This is a genomic window from Arthrobacter sp. MDT1-49-2, assembly GCF_059090185.1.
Map to the genome: position 1 here is coordinate 261,556 of NZ_JBNHFK010000002.1, position 24,787 is coordinate 286,342.

Genomic DNA, 24,787 nt, shown 5'->3' on the forward strand with positions numbered 1-24,787 from the left:
TTATGACTAATGAGTACGTAGAGGTCACTCCAGATCCAGAACGGATCGCCGAATCCCTGCGAGACACTGGTTATAATTTAAACACGGCCATTGCAGATATTGTTGATAACTCGATCGCGGCCGGTGCGAGTCGAATCAGCTTGGAACTCGTCCAAGACCCACGGGGAAACGTTCGTTTCAGCGTGGCGGACAACGGATGTGGCATGGATCAGGCGGGTTTAGCTAATGCACTGCGATATGGTTCATCGCATCGTGACGATCCATCGAGTCTCGGTAAATTTGGGCTTGGATTAAAGACAGCATCAACAGCATTCGCCCGTCGCATCCGCATAACCTCGCGCGCCACCCCTGAAGGGGAACCGTTAACCGCACTCTGGGACCTGGACCGGGTCAAGGAGCTAGGATGGCAGGTTCAAATATTCTCTGCTGATCGGCAGGCTGATATTGACCAACTGGACGACATTGCTTCCCAAGGCACCGGAACGGTAGTTCGTTGGGAATCCGTCGACCGGGTCATACGTGAATATAAAGACCCGACCGGGACGCGGGCTAAGGCGGCCCTTCAGCGGGCAATATCTGGCCTGAATGAACACCTCTCCATGATCTTCCAGCGTTTTCTTGATCCGGAAGATGCACGAGCAGAGAACGTTTCCCTCACGCTCAATGGAAAGGGCATTACGGCATGGAACCCGTTCGGGTTTGGTGCCGAGTGTTTATTGGACAAGGACGTAAAGGTTGAGACCGAGGCCGGAATATCAGTCCTGAAGGTTCGGGCCTTTGTCCTTCCGCGCAAGTCGGACATGCAGGCAACATTGGGTGAAAGCGCTCCTAGTCACGCGCGTTTGGCCAATAAATGGCAGGGCATTTATGTCTATCGTGAAAACCGTCTCATCCACGGCCCGGACTGGCTCAATATGTGGAGTCAAGAACCCCACTTGACCCTTGCGCGCGCGGAGCTGTCCTTTGATCATACCTTGGACGATGCTTTCCAAGTCGACATCAAGAAATCCGCAATAGTGCTCGACAGCGGTTTAAGTGAGTTCGCTGAAAGAGCCCTAACTCCACCTCGTAGGGAAGCCCAGATCCGCTATCGAGACGGGCAGAGGTCCGACGTTGCCAAGATTGATGATGCAGCGACCCATGGTCCGTCCAACGCTGTTATCGGGGACAAAGGTAAGAATCTTCCGAAGCCGTCCGTTACATCAACGGATGAAATCGGTGGTAGTGCACAAATAACCAATCCCAAAGGCACAGTTTCCGTTCCCTACCGTCCGTCGCACGACTCGAAGGTCTTCATCGAGGGCGTGGATGAACTCAACGAGGGTTTGCTCTATAAGCCTTCATACATCGGAAGCAACCCAGGGGTACTCATAAGCAAGAGCCACCCATACTACCGAAAGGTTTATGTTCCGAACCGGAGCACCGGTGTGACGGTCCAAGCACTAGATTCGCTCCTATGGGCGCTAGCTGCTGCTGAATTCCGTGCTACTGAGGACGCTACCAAAGAAATATTTGAAGACATTCGGTTCGATGTCTCGAGAGCCTTGCGGAAACTAGTCGAAGATCTTCCTGAGCCCGATCTTGAGGGGTAAACCTTGTCTGAACTGAATGTTCTGGAAGAGGAGCTTTCTCGCATACTGGGGCTCCCCGTGGTTAGCCAGCCAACGGGAGGAGCAAAGCTCCAGCTTCGTATTGAAGGCTTGAAACGGCCGCACGGGCTCAGTGTGACTCTCCGTCCGATGTTGTCATGGGTGGATGCAACACTGGAATTCGATAACTTGGCTAAGACTTTGCGTGACCATGTGGCCTCATCGTTTGTTGAAAAGCGTAACCAACTACAGGTGCTTATCGATTCTTTCTCGTCTCTGGGTGCCCGGTATTCCGAAGAGACACATTCAGCTATGAAATCTGAAGAGCAGCCCACAACGATTCCCTTGTTTTCGAGCCGGGTTATGTTCGATGACGTCCCCACGACCGGCGACGCGCGACGAGTGGCGGCGGCCAGTGTCTTAGCTCTCATACTGGAGCTCGCAACTATTTCGAATGATCCAGCTATGACGGGACCACCTGAAGTATTTGACGAGGAAGGTGCCGAAAAGCTTGAGCTGTCCCGTCGATATGAGCGCAGCAGAGCTAATCGTGCGGTCGCTATCGAATTACACGGAACGAACTGCACTGTTTGCGGGTTCTCCTTCAGTTCCTTCTACGGAAATCTGGCCAAGGGGTACGTGGAGATTCATCATTTGACCCCGGTCAGCAGTATGGACGGCCCTCGAGTGGTTGATCCACGCACCGAGCTGGTACCCCTATGCGCAAATTGCCACCGTGCCGCGCACAGAAGGTGGCCGCCCTTCTCTCCCGATGAACTTCGAAGAGAGGTGCTGCTAGCACGACAAATTCCTTGATGCGCAACTCGAACAACCTGGGGCTCCGTGCTCGATCACCACCGTAAACAACGGCACCGGTGCATCCCACCTACCTAAGTCGGGGTTTTAGGAGGCTGCAAACTACCCCTCCCCCGACACACATACTTCGCAAGCCGGTCCCCGATCAGCTGGTGCGTGGCACTGTCCGGTTGTACGCATCGGGCAGCGGATGCACCTCAGCATGCGCTGCCCCCGTGTTGCGAAAGCCCGTCCAAATAGAACAGGTTCGGGTCCTCTGCCCTGCGCATGCCAGCGCCTCGTGGATTACCTGCAACGTCAGCTGGCCGACAGCCACACCCTCTGACGAGCCTGGCCACAAACCCAACCTGACCGGTCCCGAAGGACGCCGGATCGAACGCACTAGGGCCGGGAGTGTCCTCGTGGATGCCGCAGAAAATCGGCGAAATGAGCACCAGCGGGGTCTCCAGATCCCCCTCGCGGATGGTGTCCAGGAACCCGTGCGCCGCCGGCACAAACGCGTGCAAACGCATCACGTCCGCGTTGACCACAATTGATGCCCAGCTTCACGCTGATCAGGTCCGCCGGGTATCCCGCATCAGCTGCGCGGTGAACGGGTCAACCAGGGCGCTGCCGCCCAGGCCGAGGTTCGTCAGTTCCACGCCGCCGACCCGTGCGGCCACCGCCGGTCAGATGCCCGACGACCTCGCAGTTTGGAAGCTTGATTGTCTGGCGACCCGGGATAAAACCCCGGCCACGGGACAGGGGAATCCCGTGGCCGGAGGACTGGAAAACCGTTACCGGGAACTGACCTTCCCGAATAGGGAGGCCACCGGTGCCAGAAGGAACGGCCGGCTGGCTGCCCATGCCCCGCCAATGACGGCCAGGGACAGGACGAACATCCAGAAGCCGAACCAGTTGGATGCATAGGCCGAGGGATCGGTGGATCCCTGCGCCGCATACATGTGGTTCAGGTTGCGCAGTGCGCCCGTGGCGAAGACCAGGATGACGTGGACGGCGATGAACGCCACGAAGTACAGCATCACCGGGAAATGCACCCGACGGGCGGCCTCGATGGGGAACAGCTGGCTCACCTTCACGGCCTTCTTCGGCCACACGCCCGACATCCGGAAACCGGTCGCTGCGGCCAGCGGCGCGGCGATAAAGATGGTGACAAAGTAGGCCAGCTGCTGCAGGGCGTTGTAGTTCACCCACCCGTTATCCGTCGGCCAGTCCAGGGACATGTACTGCAGACCGGCGGACACCGCATTGGGGAAGACCTCCCACGAGGTGGGAATGACACGCATCCACTGGCCCGTGGCGAACAGCAGCACTATGAACACCGCCCCGTTCACCAGCCAGAGCAGGTCCAGTGACTGGTGGAACCAGACGGTCAGGCTGACCTTGGATCCGCCCGCCCGCTTCGGCGTCCAGTACGCAGAAGGCCGCGTCTCCCGGCGGATCTGCAAGCCGGAACGGATGATCAGCACCATCAGGAACACGTTCATGAAGTGCTGCCAGCCCAGCCAGGCCGGCAGCCCGACCGGAGCGCCCTCGGGCAGGTGGTACTCCCCCGGATACGCCGCCAAGAAGGAAACGCCGGCGTCGCTGCTGAGGAACCAGCGCGAACACAGCACGGCCACGGCAGCAAGAACCACCAGGGCTGCAGCGGCGGCACCGAGCTTCGCCCAGCGGTTCGACAACCAGGCCCTGCCGGGCTCGGCGGAACCCGCCGAGGTGGATTTGGTCGGGGATGCCGGGGTGCCCAGTTTGGTGGAGGTCGCAGGGGTGGCCGAAGCGACAGCCGGTTTGGCCTGGGCAGCGGGTTCAGCTTGAACTGAAGCCCCGGCGGAAGCGGCCGACATGGCGGGAGCAGCCGGAGCAGCGGGACTCGCCGCATCAGAGGCACCGGCAGCAGCGTTCTCAGCAGGCACCTCAGTTGATGTCCGTGCAGCGTCAGCAGCGGGTGCAGCCGACGCTGCCGTACCCGCAGAGTTGTCAGCTGCAGGGGATGACGGCGGCGCGGCGACGGATGCGACGCCTGCCACCTCGGTTTGGACTTCGGCAACGGTTGGCCAGGCGTCTTCACCGGCTTTCCGGGGCAGTCCCTGCCGCAGCCGGACCGTCTCGGTGCGGCTGCCGACTGCTGGATTGGAGATAGCCGGATTGGAGACAGCTGCAGCGGAGGACGCCGACGCCGGGTCGGCGACGGGTGCGTCCGTCACCGGCGCTGGGTTGGCACTCCCTGAAACGGCGGGTGCCGAACCCTTCGAGGCGCCAGCTGCTGAAGCATCCGGTGCGGAACTGTTCGCCGCGTCCGACGACGTCGGAACGGCGGCTGCCGCCGGCACCGACACGCCACCGGGCGGCCACGGTTCGCCGCCGGGGGTGCGCGGTAGGCCGCGCCGCAGGGAAACGGTCGCCGACGACGGAGCAGGCTCGGTTGCCGGAACAGGCTGGGGAGTCGGTTCAGGGGTTTCAGCCGCAGGAATAGCCTGGGCTGCGGGCTCGGCCGACACCTGCGGCGCCGCCTCGGTGGCACCCTGCGCGTCAGCGGGAGCTGCAACCTGCGCATCAGCGGCCGGCGCATCAGCGGCCGGGGCAACCTCAGCCGCAGCAGCCTCCGCCGCAACCGCCGCCTCAGCACCAGCCCCGCCAACATCCACCGCTCCCCCGTCGACCTCCGGCCACGGTTCCCCGCCCGGCCGGCGGGGCAGCCCGCGGCGCAGGGTCGTGGTTGCGGCAGTCATCAGGACGCCGCCTTCTTCGCCTGAAGCACCTCGATGGCCTGCGGGATCACCGTGAAGAGATCACCCACCACACCGAAGTCCGCCACCTCAAAGATCGGCGCATCCGCATCCTTATTCACCGCCACAATGGTCTTGGCGGTCTGCATGCCGGCCTTGTGCTGGATGGCACCGGAAATACCCAGGGCCAGGTACAGCTGCGGGGACACCGAGACGCCGGTCTGCCCCACCTGATGGGCGTAAGGAATGTACCCGGCGTCGACGGCGGCACGGGAAGCACCCACGGCGGCGCCGAGTTCGTCGGCCAGCTGCTCCACCAGGGCAAACTGCTCCACGGAGCCGAGGCCGCGGCCGCCGGCCACCACCTTGGCGGCACCGCGCAGCTCCGGCCGGGAGGCGTTGACTGCAGCGGCGTCGAAGGAGTTCACCTTGGCGGCGCGGGCAGCGGAGAGTGCAAAGTCCAGGTCCTGCCGCTGCAGCGGCCGGGCCTCGGCCCGTGCCTCCACAGCACCCTGGCGGAGCGTGATCACCGGAGTGCCGAAGGTCAGGGCGGATTCGGCCAGGAACTCGCCGCCGTACACGGAATGCTGGGCCACAATGCCCTCGGCGTCCCGGGCGACGCCCACCGCGTCCACGGCCACGGCGGTGCCGGCGCGTACCGCGTACCGGCCGGCGACGTCGCGGCCCTCCACGGAGTGGGAAATCAGCACGGCGTCGGGCCGGACCAAGGCGGCTGCCGCTTCCAGGGCATCCACGGTGGGCACAGTCAGCTCACCACCGGCGGCGGACGTGTCCGCCACCAGGACCTGTGCGGCACCGAAACCGGCAGCGGCCTCGGCAGCTTCCGCCAGCTCATCCGGCTTTCCGGCCAGCAGCACCACGGGGGTGCCGATGCTGTCCGCAGCCCCCAGCAGTGCCGATGCACTCTTGGCCAGGGCTCCGCCGGGAAGGGTGTCCAGCAGCACGAGAATGGAATCAGTTGCGAATTCAGTCATGATGGTGCCCCTCAGGCCAGTTTGTTTTCGAGTAGGTACTCCGCCAGCTGCCGGCCGCCGTCGCCGTCGTCCACAATCTTCACGCCCGTCCCGCGGGCCGGACGGACGGAGACCTGGGTGAGGATGGAACGCGGAATGTCCAGGCGCTCGGCGTCCAGGCCCAGGTCCGCGGCGCTCAGCACCTCGAACGGCTTCTTCTTGGCGGCCATGATGCCCTTGAAGTTGGGGAAGCGGCAGGGCGGCAGTGCCTCGGTCACGGAAATCACCGCGGGCAGGTCCGCGGAGACCTGTGCCGTGCCGGCGTCCGTCATCCGGGTGCCGGAAACCGCGGTCTCGGAGATCTCCACGGCGGAGAGGAAGGTCAGCTGGGGCAGGCCCAGCCGTTCGGCCAGCATGGCCGCCATCATGCCGCCGGAGCCGTCCGTGGACTGGTTGCCGGCGATCACCAGGTCGGCGTCGATCCGCTGCACCGCGGCCGCCAGCACCTCAGAGGTCAGGTTCATGTCCGCGCCCAGCAGGGCCTCGTCCGCCACCAGCACGGCCGAGGACGCCCCCGCGGCCAGGCCCTTCCGAATGGTTGCAGTCGCGGATTCCGGCGCCATGGACAGCAGCACCACTTCGGTGCCGGCGTTGGCATCGGCATAGGTCAGGGCCGCTTCAATGGCGCGTTCCCCGATTTCGTCCATCACCACGTCCCCGGCCGCGCGGTCGGCAAGCCCGGTCTCCAGGGACAGCTTGCGGTCCCCGTAGGTGTCCGGGACTTCCTTGACCAAGACAACGATTCTCATTACGGCTCCTTAAGTGTGCGGAAGCTACGGCGGCCCGGCCCGCGGGCACCGCCTCAGTTTCATCAGCGCCAGCCTAATGGCGGAGTCGCAGGCTGCGTACCGGTCCTCTCACTGGCTGATAGTGCGGCGGCAACCCATTGACGCAGCTCACATCCCTCCCTATTCTGTTGGAACGAATGAAGTTCCGCTATACAGAATCAGCAAGAACCGCGACGCCGCGGATTCGGCACCGGAGGAGAGCAAGACATGACGCAGGAAATCACGAAGGTCCACACCCTGGTGGTAGGCGGAGGAATTGGCGGCCTGGCCGCCGCTGCCGGCCTCGCCCGTGCCGGCAAGGACGTCCTTGTCCTGGAACGCGCCCCCGAATTCGCCGAGGTGGGCGCCGGCATCCAGCTGGCCCCCAATGCCCTGTCCGCACTGGACCGGCTGGGCGTGCTGGACAAGGTCAAGAAGGACGCGGTGGTCCCGGAGCGGAAAATCTACATTGACGCCGTCACCGGGCAGACCATTGCCACCATTGACCTGGGCGAAGAGTTCCAGGCGCACTACGGCTACCCCTACATCGTCACGCACCGCGCGGACCTGCACTCGGCACTGCTGGAGGCCTGCCAGGAGAGCGGCCGGGTCCAGCTGCAGACCGATGCGGAGGTGCTCAGCGCCACCAACCAGGCCGACGGGACGGTGCTGGTCAAGACCCTCTCCGGCGCCCAGTACCTTGCCGAAGCGGTGATCGGGGCCGACGGCGTGCGCTCCAACCTGCGCGGGGCCATCATCGATGATGATCTGGTGCCGTCCAAGTACGTGGCCTACCGCGGCACGGTCCCCATCGAAGCCGTGGGCGAGGACGTCACCTCCTCCCCCGCCGTGCTGTGCTGGCTGGGCCCGAACATGCACCTGATCCAGTACCCGCTGCGCGGCGGCAAGCTGTACAACAACGTGGCGGTCTTCAAGTCCGACGCGTACTCCCCGGACCACGACAACTGGGGCACCCCGGAGGAACTGGATGCCCGCTTCTCCAAGTGCTGCGACGCCGTGCAGAACGCCGGCCAGTACCTCAGCCGCGACATCCGCTGGCCCATGTATGACCGCGAGCCGGCGGATGTGTGGGTGGATGGCCGGGTGGCCCTGCTGGGCGACGCCGCCCATCCGATGCTCCAGTACCTCGCCCAGGGCGGGGCCCAGTCCATCGATGACGCCATCGCGATCTCCGAGGAACTGACCCGCACGGAGGATGTGGAGGGAGCCTTCGCTGCCTACCAGGACCGGCGGCTGAAGCATGCCGGCAACATCCAGCGCCTGGCCCGCGCGGCCGGAGAGCTGTTCCACACCGAGGGTGTGGGCCGGAACATGCGCAACTTCATCTTCAAGGACCACGATCCGAAGGACTACGCGGATCTGGACTGGATGTTCATGCCGCTGGACCGGGCTCCGCAGGAGCGGAAGTACCCGATCTAAGCCCCGATCCAAGCCTCAAGCTAAGCCCCGGCCCAAGCCGGCCGCCGAACCGAACGCCTGTCAGCGGTGTAAGTCAGCCGTGCAGCTCAGCGGTGCAGCTCCTCCCCGAGCTGCGCCGCTGCTGTTTTGGCGGCCTTCACCAGCTTCGGCAGGTCTGCCTCCCCGATCCGCCCGGTGGGGTAGGTGACACCGATGGCGTAGTCCACCGATTCCCCGTCCCGCCCGTACACCGGGACGGCCAAAGCACTGACGCCGTGCTCCACTTCCCCGTGCTGGAGCAGGAAACCGTTCGCCTCGATCTCTGCCAGGTGGTTTTCGAAGCGTTCCCGGCCGACGCCGGCGGACTTGAGCATGGGCGAGGGCACCGGGGTGTCGACGCCGGAGAGCAGTACCCGGCCCATACCGCTGCTCACCGCGGGCTGGGCGTGGCCCTCGCGGTTGCCGACGCGCAGCAGATGCGGGCTTTCCACGGAGGCAATGGTCAGGGCGTTCCATCCGTCCAGCATGGCCAGGTGCACGGTCTCGCCGAACTCCTCCACCAGGCCGGTCAGGATGGGCCGGGCCAGCTGGCGGACCCGCTCGCGCTGGTCGGAGAGCCGGTCCAGGGTTTCACCGGGATGGTAGGCCTTGGTGTCCGGGTCCTGGCGCGCGAAGCCGCGGTGCACCAGCATCTGCAGCAGCCGGTGGGCCGTGGACGGAGCCACGCCCAGGACGGCAGCAACCTCGCCGATCCGGATACCGCCCGGGTGTTCGGACACCAGGACCACCAGGCGCAGGGCCTTGTCCACCGATCCGATGGGATAGGTGGGCTCGTCCTTCTCGCGCTGCTTAGCTGTCATACGTCAAGACCTTAGCGGGGTCTCGCCCTCCAGAATGCGATTCTGCGCCGGTGTCGCGGAAAAGGGTTGGACTAGTGCGCAGGCTCCGGCGGCACGGCCGACGACGCCGGCAGCGAGTGCCGGGCCAGGTCACCGCTGATGGCCCGGGCGGTGCCCAGCACCTGCGGCAGGATGGTGCGCGGCTCTGGAATCCGGGTTTCCGGGAAGGAGACGGTGAGGCTGGCCACCACCGTGCCGAGTTCGCCAAACACGGGCGCTGCCACGGAGGTCCGGCCGGGCAGCCCGTCATTGAGCATCACACCGTAGCCCTGCCTCCGGATCTCGGCCAGCTCGCGTTCCAGCGCGGCCAGCCCGTACGGAACCGCGGCACCCGCGGCGGAGGCGCCGTCGTCGTACGCTGCGCCGCTGCTGTCCTCCGCTTCCAGGGCGGCGTCCTTCCGCACCTGCGCCCAGGCGTCCTCGCAGTAGGCCAGCAGCACCCGGCCGCCGGCCGTGCTCTGCAGCGGCATCCGCCGGGTGACGAAGGAGGAGGCTGCGGTGGGTTTGACCCGGGTGATCCGGTCACCGAAGACGGCGTCCTGGCCGTCGCGGACGCCCAGGTAGACCGTTCCGCGGGTGGCCATGTGCAGGTTGACCAGGTACGGCTGGGCGAGCTCGCGCAGGCGCCGTACCTGCGGTGCGCTGACACCCAGCCGCCAGATGCGCGCGCCGAGGCGGTAGCGGCCGCGGGCCAGGCGTTCCACGCCTTCCCACTCCACCAGGGCCGCGAGCATCCGGTGCACGGTGGCCGGCGGCAGGCCGGTCCGTTCGCAGATCCCGGCCACCGTCATTTCCTGGCCGCCCTCGAAGCAGTCCAGGATTTCGAAGGCCCTGCCCAGGACGGACCGCTTTGTGTCCTCGTGCGGATCCACCGTGCCGTTGCCTGCCATAAAATCTCCGTCTATCCCGTGGGGCGGGCCCGTTTCCGCCCGCCACCCGGCGATTCTATCCGTTGAGCGGCGCCCGCCCGGACGGCACGGCGTAGGTCTCAATGGTTGGACGTACTGTGACCCATTGTGTCTCAGTGAAGGCCTCAAAGTTCGCCTCCGGGCCGCCGAAGCGAGCACCGTTTCCGGACGTGCCCATCCCGCCGAACGGCGCCGTGGCCTCATCCCCCACGGTCTGTTCGTTGATGTGCACTACCCCGCTGTGGATCCGGTCCGCCACCGCCATGGCCGTGCCGGCATCACCAAGCACCGCCACGGACAGGCCGTAGGGGCTCGCGTTGACCAGCTCCACTGCTTCGTCGAGGGTTTCGTAGGTCAGAACGGGGGCCACGGGTCCGAAGATCTCGTCCTGCCACACGGGCATGCCCGGTTCGACGCCGGAGAGGACGGTGGGCAGGTAAGCCCGGCCCTCCGTCCGTCCGCCGGCGTGTACCCGGGCACCGGTTGCCACGGCGCCGTCCACCAGGGCTTTGACGGCGGCCAGCTGGCGTTCATCGATGACCGGGCCGATCTGCACGCCTTCCTGCCGCCAGGGATCCCCCACCACCAGGGATTTGGCGATCCGGGCCAGCTCCGCAAGGTAGTCCTCCGCCTGGGAGACATGCACCAGGTGCCGGCCGGCGGCCTGGCAGATCTGCCCCTGGTGCAGGAAGGAGGCGAAGGCCCCGGCCGCCGCGGCGGCAGCAATGTCCGCCCCGGGCAGCACCACTACCGCGTTGTTGCCGCCCAGCTCCAGGTGCGCTCGTTTCATCTGCCGTGCTGCGGCCTCGCCCACCTTGATGCCGGCCGCCGTCGAACCGGTGAAGGAAATGATGCGCACCTCGGGGGCACTGACCACGGCCGCGCCGATGTCGGCGCCGCCGGGCAGGACCTGCAGCACACCCGCGGGCAGGCCGGCCTCGTTGAAGATCCGCTGGATCGCGGCCCCGCCGCACACCGTGGTGCGCGGATCGGGCTTCAGCAGCACCGCGTTGCCGGCGGCGAGCGCGGGAGCCACCGAGCGGATGGCCAGGGTGAGCGGATAGTTGAACGGGGCAATCACGGACACCACTCCGGCCGGAACCCGGCGGGAGAAGGACCACCGCTGCTTGTTGGTGGCCAGGGTGTCCCCCTGCGGGAGGGTGGGCAGCGCGGACGCCTCGGCGCATTCGGAGACGGCGGCGAGGATCTCGGTGGAGGCCTTGGCCCAGGTGCCGCCGCTTTCGCGGACAATCCACGGCGTGATCCGGTCCGCGTGCTGGGCGAACAATTCGCTGGCGCGGCGGAGCACGGCGGCGCGGGCCGACGGCGGGAGCGCGGCCCAGTCCCGCTGGGCGCGGGCAGCGGTGCGGGCGGCTTCTTCGGCCTGGGCCACCGAGGCGGTGGCCAGCGTGGTGATCACCTCGCCGGTGGCGGCCTCGCGCACCGGCAGCGGCTCGCCGTCGCCGTCCGTCCAGATCCCGCCCTGCGGGACGGCCCATTCCTCAAGCATGTCCATGGGCGCTTCCTACCTGTTCTTCCACTGCGGGGCGCGCTTCTCCAGGAACGCGCGGACCCCCTCGGCACGGTCCTCGCTGGTGTAGGGATTGGGGCCCACGTTCAGGCGCAGCGCCGAGCTGACGGGCAGGCCCCAGCTCTTGGTGGCCATTTCCTTGTAGCGGCGCAGGGATACCGGGGAGTTGGCCACAATGCCGGCCACGTAATCCTTCACCGCGGTCTCGAACTCCTCGCGCGGCACCACCTTGTTGACCAGGCCCATCTGCAGGGCTTCCTCCACCGGCACCATCCGGGCGGTGTAGAGCATGTCCATGGCCAGCGCGCGCGGGATCAGCCGGGGCAGCACCACGGAGCCGAAGTTGGCGCCCATGCCGCGCTTGGCCTCGGTGAGGCCCACGGTGGCTCCCTCCACGGCAATCCGGATGTCGCAGGCCAGGGCTATTTCGCAGCCCCCGGCCAGGGCGTGCCCGTTGATCGCGGCAATCACGGGTTTGTAGGTCTCCAGCATTACTTCCAGCAGGGCACGGTACTCGCCGGTCATGGGGGTGTGCACCTGACGTCCGGCGCGGGCCACGCTGTCCATTTCCTTCATGTCGCCGCCGGCGCAGAACGCCTTGTCGCCGGTGCCGGTGATGACCACGGCCCAGACATCCGGATCCTCCTCGGCCTCCACAAAGGCCTTTACCAGGAGCTGGACGGTGTGCCGGCTGATGGCGTTGCGCCGTTCGGGCCGGTTGATGGTGATCCACGCTACCGAGTCCCGTACTTCATAGCGGACTTCCTCGGCGCTGCCGCTGATCAGGCCGTCGCTCATGCGTCTGCTCCTTCTGTAGTGCTGTCTGTTGCGGTGCCGGTCTCGATGACGCCGGCGGCCAGCAGTCCGTCAATCTGCTCATCGGTGAGGCCGAGGGCGGTGAGGACGTCGGCGGTGTCCGAACCGAGGGCGGGCGGGGTCCGGCGCTGGGCCAGGTACTCCCCGTTGAAGGTGACCGGGGTGTTCACCACCGTCACGTCTCCCAGGACCGGATGGGAAACGTCTTCGAGCTGGCCCAGGGCCTCCACCTGCGGATCCGCCAGGACCCGGTCCAGGGTGTTCACCGCGGAGTGCGGAACCTTGGCTTTCTCCAGGCGCTGCAGCAGGTCATCCATGGTGAACTTCGCCGTGGCTTCCCCGAGCCGTTCGTTGACCGTGTGCCGGTTCTTCACCCGGGCCAGGTTGTCCTCGAAGCCCGGCTCGTCCCGCAGGTACGGGGCTTCAATGGCGTCCAGCAGGCGGTAGAAGCTCTCGTTGTTGCCCACGGAGAGGAACACGTAGCCGTCCGACGCCGGGAAGGCGCCGTTGGGGACGTTGCCGCGGAACCCGGAGCCGAGCCGTTCGGGGACGGCGCCGCCGGCCGCGACGCTCATCAGCGGGGTGTTCACCCAGGCCAGGGCGGTCTGCAGCAGCGAGACCTCCACATGGGTGCCTTCACCGGTCTGTTCCCGGCGGCGGAGCGCGTCAAAAACGCCCAGCGCCAGCCACATGCCGGTGCCCATGTCCATCATGGACAGCGGCACCCGTGCCGGCGGGCCGTCGTCGGAACCGGTCATGGCCACCACGCCGGCGTAGGCCTGCAGCATCGCGTCATAGGCGGGCTGCTGGCTGCGCGGCCCGGTGCGTCCGTAGCCGGTCATTTCCACATAGACCAGCTTCGGGTTGATCTCGTGGATCCGTTCCCAGGAGAACCCGGCCGCGGCCAGGGCTCCCGGGCGCAGGTTCTGCACCAGGACGTCGGCGGAGCCCAGCAGTTCCTCGAGCAGTTCCGCGCCGCGCTGGTCCTTGTAGTTCAGCACCACGGACTTCTTGTTCCGGTTCAGGGACAGGAAGGTGATGGAGATGCCGCCGCTGAGCGGTGCCCAGGTGCGGGCGTCGTCGCCGCCGCCGAGGCGTTCCACCTTGATGACCTCGGCTCCGAAATCGGCCAGGATCTGGCAGCCGTAGGGAACGGCCACACTGGTCCCGATTTCGATGATCCGGATTCCGGCCAGGGATCCCTGGGTACTCATAGCGCCGGTTCCTTTCCTGCGGCGAGCCGCGCGTCGTAGTTCTTCCGGGCCGGGGACTGCACCGGCTCGCGCCAGGGTGAGAGCGCCCCCTGGTAGACGGAGGGCCCCAGCCGGAAATGCTGGGCTTCCTCGAAGGTTTCAATAAACGGCATGTCCATCGGATACACGTCCTCGCCGGTGGGGCGGGGACCGGCCGCGGTCACCTTCGACCACAGCGGATGGCCCACCACCTCCTCGGCGATCTTCCCGGCCTCGATCAGCAGCGGCAGGTCGATGCCCGTCTCGATTCCTTCGGATTCGAGCAGGTGCACAAAGTCCTCGGTGGGGATCATCCGGGTGGCCCGGCCGTTGCCGCAATAAGGGCAGCCGCCCATGCCGCCGATGGCGGTGTCAATGAGCAGGGTGTGCCGCTCATCCAGTTCCTCCATCGCCACGTAGGCCGAGAGCATCGCCATCCCCCGCGCGTCGTGCAGGTGCAGGTGGTAGTTGCGGACCTCGGGCCAGGTCCGGACGACGCGGCGCATCATGGACCGCACGGCCGCCGGGGTGTTCCAGCTCATCGGGTCGCCGATCTGGATGCGGGTCACCGGGATGCCGGCGGCGGTCCACGCGTCATACTGCAGCTGCAGCAGCCGCATCCGCTCATCCTCGGTGAATTCGCCCAGCCAGTTCGAACCCCAGGCAGCGTTGATGGAGATCTCAGCGTGGGTGATGCCGGCATCGCGGGCGGAGGCCACAGAGCTTTCCAGCGCGTCCAGTTCATCCTGCTGGCTGCGGTTGGTGTTGCGCCGGACAAACACGTCGCACAGATGGACCTTGATGCGGCCCAGCGCGGGATCCGGCAGGGTGAGCTTGTGCGCGTACTCCGCCCGGCGCTCGGCTCCCTTCCGGTTCAGCACGATCGCCGTGTACTCCACGCCCTCGGCCGGGGTGAAGCCGTCAATGACGGCCTCCACCTCGGCCATCTGGGGTGTCCATTTCGGGCTCACGAAAGAGCCCACAATGATTTTCTTCAGTCCGGTCCGGGACAGCGCGTCCAGCAGGCGGATCTTGCCGTCAACGGGGATGTCGCGGCTTTCGATCTGCATGCCTTCGCGCATGCCCTCTTCCTGGATCAGGACGGTGGGCCTGCCGTTGCTCATGGATTCCTCCCGGAAATAACTCGTGTGAAGGCCGGGCCCGGTGCATCCGAGACCGCCTCGATGATCTGGTCTGCCAGCTCAGCGGGATAGCCGCCGGCCCGGACGCACTCTCCGCTTTTCTCGCGCAGCTCGGCGTCCGTCAGCGGATCGGCATACTGTCCGTGCGTGATTTCCACGCGGGCCGCCCGGGTGGACCCGTCCGCGAAGGAGGCCTCCACCACGGTGAACCCGGTGGCATATTCCGCCGGTCCCACCGGCGGTTGATCGCTCTCCCCCACCTGGACCCGGCCCATCAACTCCCGGACCTGCCCGTCCGCGAAGGCCTCTTCGGTGAAGTCCTCCAGCGTGACCCGCCCGCGCAGGTAGGCCACGGCCAGCACGTATTCGAGGCTGAATTTCGCTTCGGTGCCCGACGTCGGGGCGGTCCGGCGCAGCGGCCGGGTTCCGCGGCGGTGCAGCGTCGCCTTGAGAGATACCGGCAGGTCCTGGGGATGCTGCCGGCGCAGTTCCAGGACGGCGTCGATGCCGCGGTGGGTGCCGTAGCAGCTGGCGTAGCGTTTGAGCCCCCAGTCCTGGAGCCACGCGTCCGTCCAATATTCCAGGCGCTCGTCCAGGGTCTGGGCTGCCGATCCCACCGGTGCCAGCTGTGGATCGCCGTAGCGTTCCAGGAACCCGTTGGGTGCTTCCAGTTCCTCCGGGTTGGCGGTAAATCCGGCCCGGGCCAGTTCCACCGCCATCACCGCATCGCGGGCGGCGGCCCCGGCGTGCAGCGGTTTGGTCATGGAGCCGAAGTTCGGCCGCGAGCCGGCGGCCAGCGAGGAGACCAGGCCCAGCGCGTGCCGGGTGGTCTCCACATCCAGGCCGCCCAGCCGGGCCAGTGCGGCGACGGCGGCGAGCCGGCCGACCGTGGAGGTGCTGTGCCAGCCGCGGGCGTAGTGGACGTGCTGGGGCAGCAGGTCCGCCAGCGCGCGGAACGCTGCAGCCCCGACGTCGTACGCGGCAGTGAAGCGTTCCGGCGTGGCCGCCGGGCCGCCCCAGCCTTCGGCGGCGGCCACCAGTGCCGGCATCAGCACGGCACTGGGGTGCAGCGGCATGGACGGGGAGATGTCATCGAAGTCCAGCAGGTGTGCCGCTGTTCCGTTGACCAGCGCCGCAGTGGATGCCGACGTCCGCTCCCCCGAGGTCCAAACCGTGGCGGGTCCCGACGGCGACTGGGCGCGGGCCCAGTCGCGCAGGATCGTCTCCCCGGCGGACCCGGCACTGCCCAGCGCCACGGCCACCGTGTCGATCAGTGCCCGGGCAACCTCGTCCCGGTGGTCCGCCGCCGCGCCGTCGCCTGCAACGGCATAGGTGGCGAGGACCTCCGTGGCGCCCATTTCCGCTGTGTTCCCGGCCAAGGCGTCAGAACGACTTCGGCAGGCCGAGGGTGCCGTGGGCAATACCGGCGAGCACCAGGTTGTTGCTGATGGGGGCGGTACGCGGCAGCCGCGCCTCGCGCCACTTGCGCTCAATGCCGTATTCCTCCGCGGCGGCGTATCCGCCGAACGTGTCGAAGGCGGCGTCGGCGGCAGCCCACAGTGCCTCCGAGGCCAGCAGCTTGGCGCCGTTGACTTCGAAGCGCGGGTTTTCCCCGGCGGCGTACATTTCCGCGGCGCGCCAGCGCATCAGCGAGGCGGCCTGCAGCTGGGCGTAGGCCCGGGCCAGGGGCACCTGAATCGCCTGGTTCTGGCCGATCTTGCGCCCGAACACCTCGCGCTCGTTGGCGTACTGCACGGCACGGTCCAGCAGGTAGAACCCGGCGCCGATGTATTCGCTGGTGACGATCACCCGCTCGGAGTTCATGCCGGAGAGAATCACGCGGAAGCCCTTGCCCTCTTCGCCGATGCGGTTGGCCACCGGCACCCGGAGGTTGCGGATGGCCAGCTCGTTGGTCTCGTGGTTGACCATGGTCTTGATGGGCGTGGCTTCGATCTGCCCGTTGGCCAGAGCCGTCTTCAGGTCCACCAGCAGCACGGTGAAACCGTCCGTGGGCTTGGCCCCGTCCTCGCGCTTGGCCGTGCGGGTCAGCAGCAGCAGCAGGTCCGAGTGCTGGACGCGGGAAATGAAGATCTTGTTGCCGTTGACCACGTATTCATCGCCCTCGCGCACGGCGAAGGTCTTGATGCGGGTGGTGTCGGACCCGGCGTCGGGCTCGGTGACGCCGAAGGACTGCAGCCGCAGCTCACCGGAGGCGATCCTCGGCAGCCACTCGGCCTTCTGTTCCTCGGAGCCGTGCCGCAGGATGGCGCCCATGGTGTACATGCCGGCGCGGGCTGCACCGGCGTGGCCGCCGTTGCGCTCGATCTGCTCCAGCACCACTGCCGCGTCACGGATATCGGCTCCGCCGCCGCCGTATTCCTCCGGGATCAGCATGCTCATCCAGCCCGCTTCGTAGAGTGCGTCGACGAACTCTTCCGGGTAGGTGTGCTCGGCGTCGTGCTTGCGCCAGTACTCGTTGTCGAAGGGGGCGCACAGATCATCAATGGCCTTGCGGATGACGAGCTGGTCCTCAGTGAGGCCGAATGCCGATGACTCAATGAAATCTGCCATGGTTACTCCTTATGTCGTGTTGGACTCCAGTGAAACGAAGCCGGAGCCGGGGCGGTACCGGATGTATCACCGGGTGGAATTAGGGCCGGGAGTTTCCGGTGCGGTGTCTTTTGGGGAGCCGGCAGTGGTGCCGTCCGCGGTGTCGGTGCCGGCTTCGGTCGCTGCGCTGGCGCCCGCTCCGGCCCCGGATCCGGCGCGGTCTAGCAGCGCTGGGGCCCGCGGGATGCAGACCAGGATCAGCACTGACAGCAGCAGCGCGCCGCCCAGGAGCAGGAAGGTGGTTTGGACGCCCAGGGCATCCGTGAGCAGGCCTGCCAGGAGCGCGCCGGCGGCCACCGAGGTGGAGAAGACCATGTGCCGGGCGGCCAGGATGCGTCCGCGCAGCAGATCCGGTGCCAGCAGCTGGATGACGGAGTTGAAGGTGGACATGGCGGCCAGGAACGCCGCGCCGATCAGGACCGCCGCGATGATTCCCCCGACCAGCCCGGATACCACCCCGAGCATGATGTGGCCGATCCCCAGGACGGTGATGCCGACTTGCGTGCGGCGGGCGAAGGAGACCGGCCGGCGGCGGGGCAGCAGCCCGGCCAGGGCGTAGAGCACCGAGCCGGTGCCCAGGGCGGCCGTCAGCAGTCCCAGTCCGATGGTGTCCGTGCGGTAGACCGTTTCGGCGAACACCACGGTCATGCTGAAGACGGGGTTGCTGAGCATGCCCACCACGCAGCACAGGGCCACGGCCAGCAGCAGCGGACGGCTGGACGCCAGGTAGACGCCGGCCTGGCGCCACTGCGCAACAAAGCCCTCCCGGTGTGCCGGCGGATCCATGGTCCGGTAGGCGCGCACAAAGAGCAGGCTCACCACCACTACGGCGAACGAGGCGGCGTTGAAGAAGAACGCCCAGGTGGCGCCCAGCGAGGCCAGCAGGACGCCGGCCAGTGCGGGTCCGACGGCGCGGGCCAGGTTGAACTGCAGGGAGTTCAGGGTGACGGCGGAGAGCACATCGCCCCGTGGCACCAGGTCATTGACCAGTGACTGCCAGGCGGGGTTGTTCAGCCCGTTGAACACTCCGGACAGGGTGAGCAGGGCGATCAGCAGTGCGGGTGAGTGCAGGCCGGAGGACCACTGCAGCCACATGGCCACTGCCACCCCGCCCATGCACATCTGGGTCCAAAGCAGGAGCCGGCGGCGGTCCAGCGAGTCAGCCAGCAGTCCGCCCAGCGGAGAGAGGATGAGGGCCGGGCCGAACTGGGCGGCCGCTGCGAGCCCCACCCAGAAGGCGCTGCCGGTGCTCTGGTACAGCACGTACGGAACGGTCAGGTTTCCCAGCCAGGTGCCGGTATTCGAGAGCAGGGCGCCCGTCCAGAACAGGGCGAACCCGCGGTGGCGGAGGGCGGCGAAGGGATGTCCCTGGACATTCGGGCCGGTGGCAGCCATGTTTCCCCCATCATGAAGTCGGTCGACCCCGTTCAATAACGGGCCCGGACAAAAAGCGAGCCCGGCACGGGGTCCGTGCCGGGCTCTGCGTGGCGTTCGGTGCTGATCCGGACGCCGGCCGTTCGATGCCCTGACGGGCTGCGCGGCGGATCAGCGGCCGAAAGCGCTCCGCCAGAGGGCGGCGTCTTCGGTGGCGTACTTCAGCTCATCCTGGGCCGGCATCAGCCAGACCTGCTCGGAATCCAGGGCGGGCAGTTCACGGCCGGCGGCCACGGGCGGATCCACATCGGCACGCGCCGAGTAGTCTCCCACCTGCCGGACCACGGACTGGCCCCGCTCTGAGAGGGCGTAGTTCAGGTACAGCTCCGCCGCCTCCGGGTTCTTGGTATCCGCAGCCTTGCCCGCGAAGAAGCTGAAGAGCACAATCCCCTCTTCCGGCACCACGTACTGGATGGGGGCGCCGTCCTCCGTGATGGCCACGTTCACGGCAGCGGTGCCGGCGGTGGCAACGTTGAGTTCACCGCGGGCCAGTGCCTCCTGGCGCTGTCCGCCGCTGTCATAGACGGTGGGCTTGAGCGCAGCCATCTTGGTCCAGTAGTCCGGGTCGACTTTTTCCTGGATGAAGCGGTTCAGGGCAATGGAGGAACCGCCCGCGGTGCCCTGGACAATGCCGATCTTGCCCTCGTTGGCCGGATCCAGCAGATCCTTCCAGGAGCTGGGCGCATCCTCTTCGGCAACGTTGTTGGTGTTGTAGGCGAAGGTGACGGGCACATTGGCGAAAGTGACGAACTTGCCGTCGTTGTGCTGCAGCTCGGGCAGGTCCGCCACGGCGTCCGGGACGTAGGAGTCCCAGATTCCGGCCTCGTCAAAGGCGTTGGCGACCTTGTAGTCGGAGGTGATCAGCACGTCGGCGCCCAGCTGGCCGGCACCGGCCTCGGACAGGACGCGTTCGGAGAGCTTGTTGGTTACGTCGCGGACGTACTCCACCTTGATGCCGGTGTCTTCGGTGAACGCCTCGTTGAGGACATGCTGGTTGGCTTCTTGGTAGCCGGTGTAGACCGTGAGGGTCTGCTCCTTGGCCGCCTCGTAGGTCTCCTTGTCGGCAATCTGTTCCCCGTCGATGACCAGGCTGCCGTTGCTGGTGTCCACCTCGGCTTCGTCGGTAACCACGGAGTTGGCCGATGCACCGGAGCAGGCGGAGAGGGCCAGCATGAGGGCGGCAAGCGAGGCGACGCTGCCAATTCGCTTCTTCATGGGTGTGCCTTTCATTTGTTGTGGGGGGGGGTGGCGGGCAGCGCCTGCGCGCTGCCCGGAGAAAACTCAGTGCCCGGGTTCCTTGAACTTCTTTTCCCGGATGCCGATCACCTGGGTGGCAATGGCAACAATGGCGATCAGGAGCACGAACACCAGGCTGATGGCGGCCGAGTAGCTGATGCTGCCGTTCTCGAAGCTGTGGAACACCAGGATGGAGAGCACCCGGGTGTCCGAGGTGTAGACGAAGAGGATGGCGCTCATCTCCCGCAGGCCCAGCATGAGCAGCAGCAGCAGCGTGGAGACCATGCCGGTGCGCATCAGCGGGATGGTGATGTCCCGGACGGCCCGGAGGCGCCCGGCCCCCAGCATGACGGCGCTGTGTTCCAGGTCCCCGTCCATCTGCAGCATGGAGGAGGAAATGCTGCGGTATCCCTGCGGCATGTTGACCGCCACGGTGGCGATGACCAGCAGCAGCAGCGTACCGAAGACGGGCAGCGGCAGGGTCAGCCAGCCCCAGAGGATGCCCATGCCCAGGACCACCTGCGGGATGGCCAGCGGGAGCATGGAAACCTGTTCCAGCAGCTGGCCGGCCTTGGACGTGGTCCGGAACCGGACGTAGGAGGCCATAAAGGCAATCAGGGTGCCCGCCACTGCGGCGGCAAGGGCCATGAGGATGGAGTTCCAGGTGGACTGCTGGAAGTCTGCCTGGCCTATGGCCTGGACCAGCCGGTGGGCGGAGAATCCGCCGAACAGATCCCCGAAGCGGCTGATGTAGGTCTTCTCCCCCATCGCCGTGAACACCAGTGCGCCAACGGGCAGGACCACGGCCAGGGCGAAGTAGACCGCGGCGAAGCCGGTGGCTACCCACCGCAGCCAGCGCAGCGGAATGGTGCGCGGCCGGTTGCCCTTGCCGGTGAGCGTGGTGAACCGCTTCCGGTTCACCACCCGCTGCTGCAGCCAGGTCACAGCCACCACGGCCACCGTGAGGGCGATCGCGATGCCGGCGGCCGCGTTGGGACGGGCGTCCCCGGCCATCAGCCGGTAAATGTAGGTGGGAAGGGTTTCAATGCCGGCGGGGTTGCCCAGGATGGCGTTGACCGGGAAGTTTTCCATGGCCAGGGTGAAGCAGAGGATGGCTGCACCTGCCAGGGCGGGAATGGACAGCGGCAGGGTGACCGTGCGGAACAGCCGGCCCAGGCTGGCGCCGTGCACCGATGCCGCCTCTTCCAGGTCCGCGTTCATCATGGAGAAGGAGCTGTAGGTGAGCATAAAGGCGTACGGGGCGTAGTACAGGCCCAGGACGAAGATGATGCCGCCGTAGGAGTAGATGTTCAGCGTCCCGCCAATGCCGATGGCCTCCAGGAAGAGGTTCAGGTGCCCGGCGTTGGGGCTGGCGAGGATGGACCAGGCCAGGGCGCCCACCAGTGCCGGCAGGAACATCGGGGCAATTCCGGTGATGTAGATGAACCGCTTCCACGGCGCATCGGTCCGGGCCGCGATGAAGGCCAGCAGCGCCCCGATCAGCAACGAGAGCACACCCGCTCCCGCACCGATGATCAGCGAGTTAATGATGCTTTGGATGCCCTCAGGCGTGCCCAGGATTCCGAAGTTGGCCCAGGTGAAGGAGCCCACTTCGGCGTTTCCGGGCCGCGGCACCGCGGTGGAGAACGCCGCAATGACAATGAAGATGATGGGCAGGATGATCAGGAAGAACAACAGCACGCCTAGGATCCCGCTGGGGATCTCGCGGCGGAGGTTCTTCAGCCGAACCAGGCCCCGCCCGCCGCGGGACCGTTTGTGATGCGGCCGGTTGAGCGGGTTTTGGGTGCCGGTGAGGGTCGGGATGGCTTCGGGTTCGACCGGGCGCAGCGTGGACGTCATGCGGCCACCGCCGGCTGCAGCGTCTGCGGTGCGGGGTTCTCCGGGAGGATCTGCACTGCAGCGGGATCAATGGTGACCCAGACATCCTGCCCGGGCTGGAAACGTTCCGCGGCGCTGAGCGGTGCCAGGACATCGAGCTCCATGTGCCCGTCGCCGAGGGCAACGGCATAGCGGATGCTGCTCCCCTGGAAGCTGGACACCTTGACGACGCCGCGCCAGCTGTTGGCCCCGGCCGCGCCGGCGCTGGACAGCCTCAGGTCCTCGCTGCGGAAACAGGCCCGCAGATCCTCGCCGGTCTCCCGGACCGGGGAGGCCGGGGCCAGAAGAAGGTCCGAACCGGGGAAGCTCCACGCGCCACCGGGGGCCGGAACCACGGGATGGACGTTGGAGACGCCGAGGAAGTGCGCAATGGAGGCGCTGGCCGGCTCCAGGTACATGGAGGTGGGATCCTCCATCTGGACAATGATGCCGTCCTTCATCAGCGCAATCCGGTCCGCCAGGGCAAAGGCTTCCTGCTGGTCATGGGTGACGTAGACGGTGGTCAGGCCCAGCTGCAGCTGGATCTCGCGCAGTTCAATCCGCAGCCGGTCCCGCAGCCGCGCATCCAGGTTGGACAGCGGTTCATCCAGGAGCAGCACGTCCGGGCGCATGACCAGGCTGCGGGCCAGGGCAACGCGCTGCATCTGGCCGCCGGAAAGCAGGCTGGCGCCCCGGGAGGCGAAGTCCTCCAGGCCCACCAGTTCCAGGACTTCATGCACGCGCTGCTTGATCTCGCTCTTGCCGACCCCCTGGATCTTGAGGGAATAGGCCACGTTCTCGAAGACGGTCATGTGCGGCCAGACGGCGTAGGACTGGAACACCATGCCGACGTTGCGCTTGTTGGGCGGAAGGTTGATCCCTGCCTCGGCATCGAAGACCACTGTGTCTCCGATGGTGATGCGGCCGGCGGTGGGCTGTTCCAGCCCGGCGATGCAGCGCATGGTGCTGGTTTTTCCGCAGCCGGACTTGCCCAGCAGCACCACTGATTCGCGGTCGCCGATTTCCACATTCATGTTGTCGATTGCGGTGAACTTGCCGTACCGCAGCTGGAGGTTCTCGATAGTAATCTTCATTGTTCCGCCTATTCGAAGTAGGTGAATGCTTCAATCAGGACCGGCTCCTGGGCGCTGAACGCCCGGGCCAGTGCGTCGCGAAGCTCGGCCTCGGTGGTTGCGGACTCCGCCCGCACCCCATAGCCCTTGGCAATGGCCACGAAGTCGATTCCGGGAAGCTCAAAGGAGGGGGTTCCCAGGGTGTCCAGGCGCCGGCCGAAGTTGACCAGGGCGCCGTAGGTTTCATTCCGGAAGATCACGAAGACCACCGGCAGTTGGTGACGGGCCGCGGACCACAGGCCCGTGATGCCGAAGTTCGCCGATCCGTCACCGATTTCAGCGACCACCCGCCGTTCAGGCTGGGCCAGCTGGATGCCGACGGCGGCGGGCAGGCCGAAGCCAAGGCCGCCGGCGGCTGCGGAGTAGAAGGAGCCCTGCGAGCGCAGCTTCACATGGGACCAGAAGGACTCGGCGGTGGAGGTGGATTCGACCACGTGGATCAGGTCCTCCGGGCCCAGGTCCTGGATGGCGCGGAACACCGTATCCGGGTGCATGCGACCCGGCCGGTCGGTGCCCGGTGCGGGGATGGTCCGGGCGGGAACCGCGGTGTCCGTGCGCTTCTGTACCCGTGCGGACAGGGCGGAGAGTGTGTCTGCGACCGGAGCCAGGTAGGCGTCACCGAACGGTGCCCGGGCCAGCTCGTCCGGATCCTGGGACAGGTGGATGAGCCGGGTGCCTTCCCCCAGGTAGGCTCCCGGCTTGTCATGGTGGTACCGGAACACGGGTGCCCCGACCACCAGCACCAGGTCGTGCTTCGACAGCAGTCCGGAGATGTCGCGGACGTTGGCGGGCAGCAGCCCGGCAAAGTGCGGATGGTCGGTGGGGAACGGGCAGCGGGCCGGCGAGGGGGCTATCCAGACCGGAGCGCCCAGCTGCTCGGACAGGACCACCGCGGCGTCGTTGGCGTGGGTGGCATCCACTTCCGGTCCCAGCACCAGTACCGGGGAGGCAGCCGAGTCCAGCAGCGCGGCCAGCTCTTCCAGCTGGGCCGGTGCCAGGGACATGGCGTCCTGCACCGTGCGGCCAATGGTGAGCTGCGTGTTCTCATCCACCGGCCGGTCCCAGTCATCGTGCGGGACCGAGATGTGGGCCGGCCCCTTGGGGTGCATGCCGGCAAGGTGGATGGCGTGCGCCATGGTGCGGACGACGTCGTTCGCGGAGAGGGGTTCGGCGCTGAACTTGGTCAGCGGCTGGGGCAGCTGGGCGGCGTTGGTGCTGCTGACCATGATTTCCTGGCCCACCATGTCCCGCAGCTGCTGCCCGGAGAGCACCACTACCGGGGACTTGGACTGGACGGTATTGGCCAGCACGCCCATGGACGTGCCCGTGCCGGCGGCGGAGTGGAGGCTCACCAGCGGGATTTCGCCGGAGGCTTGGGCATATCCGTCGGCCATGGCCATCACGGCACCCTCGTGCAGGCCCAGGATGTAATGAAAGTCTTCGGGGAAGTCCTTGAGGAACTGCAACTCGTTTGATCCCGGGTTGCCGAAGACCTTGGTCATTCCCTGCCGCCGCAACAATTCATATGTCGCTTCGCGGTTTGTAGTCATGTGGTTGCCTTTGGAATCAGTAAATGTGTTGCATATCACCCTAGGAGAGCCCCGCATAAATTCAAAC

19 protein-coding genes are annotated in these 24,787 nt (G+C 66.5%); 3 read left to right on the forward strand and 16 right to left on the reverse strand.

Translation table 11 applies throughout. The features are described 5' to 3' along the window. Positions 1-2: 2 nt before the first annotated feature. Positions 3-1,592, forward strand: a complete 1,590-nt coding sequence (locus AC5RTS_RS03745; protein ID WP_493990731.1) for an ATP-binding protein — start codon at positions 3-5, stop codon at positions 1,590-1,592. A gap of 3 nt (positions 1,593-1,595) precedes the next feature. Continuing rightward, entirely contained in the window at positions 1,596-2,405 is an 810-nt protein-coding gene (locus tag AC5RTS_RS03750; protein WP_493990732.1) for an HNH endonuclease, read from the forward strand. 776 nt (positions 2,406-3,181) lie between these two features. On the opposite strand, the gene AC5RTS_RS03755 is transcribed toward AC5RTS_RS03750, so the two are convergent. Genes AC5RTS_RS03755 through AC5RTS_RS03765 form a run of 3 tightly spaced genes read right to left on the reverse strand, consistent with a single transcriptional unit; the run spans position 3,182 to position 6,914 of the window. Continuing rightward, positions 3,182-5,134 (reverse strand): cytochrome b/b6 domain-containing protein, encoded by a 1,953-nt coding sequence (locus AC5RTS_RS03755; protein ID WP_493990733.1) that lies wholly within the window; start codon positions 5,132-5,134, stop codon positions 3,182-3,184. Further along, positions 5,134-6,126, reverse strand: coding sequence for an electron transfer flavoprotein subunit alpha/FixB family protein (locus AC5RTS_RS03760; protein ID WP_493990734.1), 993 nt, complete (start codon positions 6,124-6,126; stop codon positions 5,134-5,136). Before AC5RTS_RS03760 ends, AC5RTS_RS03755 begins: the two co-directional genes overlap by 1 nt. A gap of 11 nt (positions 6,127-6,137) precedes the next feature. Beyond that, positions 6,138-6,914 (reverse strand): electron transfer flavoprotein subunit beta/FixA family protein, encoded by a 777-nt coding sequence (locus AC5RTS_RS03765; protein ID WP_493990735.1) that lies wholly within the window; start codon positions 6,912-6,914, stop codon positions 6,138-6,140. Positions 6,915-7,160: 246 nt separating this feature from the next. Between AC5RTS_RS03765 and AC5RTS_RS03770 the strand changes: the two genes are divergently transcribed. Continuing rightward, entirely contained in the window at positions 7,161-8,372 is a 1,212-nt protein-coding gene (locus AC5RTS_RS03770) for an FAD-dependent monooxygenase (RefSeq protein WP_493990736.1), read from the forward strand. An 86-nt stretch (positions 8,373-8,458) separates the two neighbouring features. Here AC5RTS_RS03770 and AC5RTS_RS03775 read toward each other — a convergent pair whose 3' ends face one another. The 13 genes from AC5RTS_RS03775 to mdlC all read right to left on the reverse strand — a co-directional run bounded on the left by AC5RTS_RS03775 (position 8,459) and on the right by mdlC (position 24,720). Next, positions 8,459-9,211, reverse strand: coding sequence for an IclR family transcriptional regulator (locus AC5RTS_RS03775; protein ID WP_493990737.1), 753 nt, complete (start codon positions 9,209-9,211; stop codon positions 8,459-8,461). Between the two features lie 71 nt (positions 9,212-9,282). Continuing rightward, complete coding sequence (locus AC5RTS_RS03780; RefSeq protein ID WP_493990738.1) at positions 9,283-10,140, reverse strand: IclR family transcriptional regulator; 858 nt, start codon at positions 10,138-10,140, stop codon at positions 9,283-9,285. A 55-nt stretch (positions 10,141-10,195) separates the two neighbouring features. Further along, positions 10,196-11,674 carry an aldehyde dehydrogenase family protein gene (locus tag AC5RTS_RS03785; RefSeq protein ID WP_493990739.1) on the reverse strand — a complete coding sequence of 493 codons (1,479 nt, stop codon included), beginning with the start codon at positions 11,672-11,674 and terminating at the stop codon, positions 10,196-10,198. 9 nt (positions 11,675-11,683) lie between these two features. Then, a complete protein-coding gene (locus AC5RTS_RS03790) occupies positions 11,684-12,487 on the reverse strand; it encodes an enoyl-CoA hydratase/isomerase family protein (RefSeq protein WP_290245596.1) in 804 nt (267 codons plus the stop codon). Next, positions 12,484-13,719, reverse strand: coding sequence for a CaiB/BaiF CoA transferase family protein (locus tag AC5RTS_RS03795; protein ID WP_493990740.1), 1,236 nt, complete (start codon positions 13,717-13,719; stop codon positions 12,484-12,486). The genes AC5RTS_RS03790 and AC5RTS_RS03795 overlap by 4 nt, the downstream gene beginning before the upstream one ends. Next, complete coding sequence (locus AC5RTS_RS03800) at positions 13,716-14,861, reverse strand: hydroxymethylglutaryl-CoA lyase-like TIM-barrel protein (RefSeq protein ID WP_493990741.1); 1,146 nt, start codon at positions 14,859-14,861, stop codon at positions 13,716-13,718. The genes AC5RTS_RS03795 and AC5RTS_RS03800 overlap by 4 nt, the downstream gene beginning before the upstream one ends. After that, positions 14,858-16,237 (reverse strand): MmgE/PrpD family protein, encoded by a 1,380-nt coding sequence (locus tag AC5RTS_RS03805; RefSeq protein WP_493990742.1) that lies wholly within the window; start codon positions 16,235-16,237, stop codon positions 14,858-14,860. Before AC5RTS_RS03805 ends, AC5RTS_RS03800 begins: the two co-directional genes overlap by 4 nt. A 25-nt stretch (positions 16,238-16,262) precedes the next feature. Next, positions 16,263-17,450, reverse strand: coding sequence for an acyl-CoA dehydrogenase family protein (locus AC5RTS_RS03810; RefSeq protein WP_493990743.1), 1,188 nt, complete (start codon positions 17,448-17,450; stop codon positions 16,263-16,265). Positions 17,451-17,516: 66 nt separating this feature from the next. Then, positions 17,517-18,884: an MFS transporter gene (locus AC5RTS_RS03815; RefSeq protein ID WP_493990744.1), complete on the reverse strand. Its 1,368-nt coding sequence runs from the start codon at positions 18,882-18,884 to the stop codon at positions 17,517-17,519. A gap of 150 nt (positions 18,885-19,034) precedes the next feature. Beyond that, a complete protein-coding gene (locus tag AC5RTS_RS03820) occupies positions 19,035-20,138 on the reverse strand; it encodes an ABC transporter substrate-binding protein (RefSeq protein ID WP_493990745.1) in 1,104 nt (367 codons plus the stop codon). 66 nt (positions 20,139-20,204) lie between these two features. Further along, positions 20,205-22,019, reverse strand: a complete 1,815-nt coding sequence (locus AC5RTS_RS03825; protein ID WP_493990746.1) for an ABC transporter permease — start codon at positions 22,017-22,019, stop codon at positions 20,205-20,207. After that, positions 22,016-23,131 carry an ABC transporter ATP-binding protein gene (locus tag AC5RTS_RS03830; RefSeq protein WP_493990747.1) on the reverse strand — a complete coding sequence of 372 codons (1,116 nt, stop codon included), beginning with the start codon at positions 23,129-23,131 and terminating at the stop codon, positions 22,016-22,018. Before AC5RTS_RS03830 ends, AC5RTS_RS03825 begins: the two co-directional genes overlap by 4 nt. Before the next feature lie 8 nt (positions 23,132-23,139). Further along, positions 23,140-24,720 (reverse strand): benzoylformate decarboxylase, encoded by a 1,581-nt coding sequence (gene mdlC / locus AC5RTS_RS03835; RefSeq protein WP_493990748.1) that lies wholly within the window; start codon positions 24,718-24,720, stop codon positions 23,140-23,142. Positions 24,721-24,787 lie beyond the last annotated feature (67 nt).

Coding starts and splice junctions, on each gene's coding strand:
- AC5RTS_RS03745 (WP_493990731.1), top strand. CDS start 3: ATGACTAATGAGTACGTAGAGGTCACTCCAGATCCAGAACGGATCGCC.
- AC5RTS_RS03755 (WP_493990733.1), bottom strand. CDS start 5,134: ATGACTGCCGCAACCACGACCCTGCGCCGCGGGCTGCCCCGCCGGCCG.
- AC5RTS_RS03760 (WP_493990734.1), bottom strand. CDS start 6,126: ATGACTGAATTCGCAACTGATTCCATTCTCGTGCTGCTGGACACCCTT.
- AC5RTS_RS03765 (WP_493990735.1), bottom strand. CDS start 6,914: ATGAGAATCGTTGTCTTGGTCAAGGAAGTCCCGGACACCTACGGGGAC.
- AC5RTS_RS03770 (WP_493990736.1), top strand. CDS start 7,161: ATGACGCAGGAAATCACGAAGGTCCACACCCTGGTGGTAGGCGGAGGA.
- AC5RTS_RS03775 (WP_493990737.1), bottom strand. CDS start 9,211: ATGACAGCTAAGCAGCGCGAGAAGGACGAGCCCACCTATCCCATCGGA.
- AC5RTS_RS03780 (WP_493990738.1), bottom strand. CDS start 10,140: ATGGCAGGCAACGGCACGGTGGATCCGCACGAGGACACAAAGCGGTCC.
- AC5RTS_RS03785 (WP_493990739.1), bottom strand. CDS start 11,674: ATGGACATGCTTGAGGAATGGGCCGTCCCGCAGGGCGGGATCTGGACG.
- AC5RTS_RS03790 (WP_290245596.1), bottom strand. CDS start 12,487: ATGAGCGACGGCCTGATCAGCGGCAGCGCCGAGGAAGTCCGCTATGAA.
- AC5RTS_RS03795 (WP_493990740.1), bottom strand. CDS start 13,719: ATGAGTACCCAGGGATCCCTGGCCGGAATCCGGATCATCGAAATCGGG.
- AC5RTS_RS03800 (WP_493990741.1), bottom strand. CDS start 14,861: ATGAGCAACGGCAGGCCCACCGTCCTGATCCAGGAAGAGGGCATGCGC.
- AC5RTS_RS03805 (WP_493990742.1), bottom strand. CDS start 16,237: ATGGGCGCCACGGAGGTCCTCGCCACCTATGCCGTTGCAGGCGACGGC.
- AC5RTS_RS03810 (WP_493990743.1), bottom strand. CDS start 17,450: ATGGCAGATTTCATTGAGTCATCGGCATTCGGCCTCACTGAGGACCAG.
- AC5RTS_RS03815 (WP_493990744.1), bottom strand. CDS start 18,884: ATGGCTGCCACCGGCCCGAATGTCCAGGGACATCCCTTCGCCGCCCTC.
- AC5RTS_RS03820 (WP_493990745.1), bottom strand. CDS start 20,138: ATGAAGAAGCGAATTGGCAGCGTCGCCTCGCTTGCCGCCCTCATGCTG.
- AC5RTS_RS03825 (WP_493990746.1), bottom strand. CDS start 22,019: ATGACGTCCACGCTGCGCCCGGTCGAACCCGAAGCCATCCCGACCCTC.
- AC5RTS_RS03830 (WP_493990747.1), bottom strand. CDS start 23,131: ATGAAGATTACTATCGAGAACCTCCAGCTGCGGTACGGCAAGTTCACC.
- mdlC (WP_493990748.1), bottom strand. CDS start 24,720: ATGACTACAAACCGCGAAGCGACATATGAATTGTTGCGGCGGCAGGGA.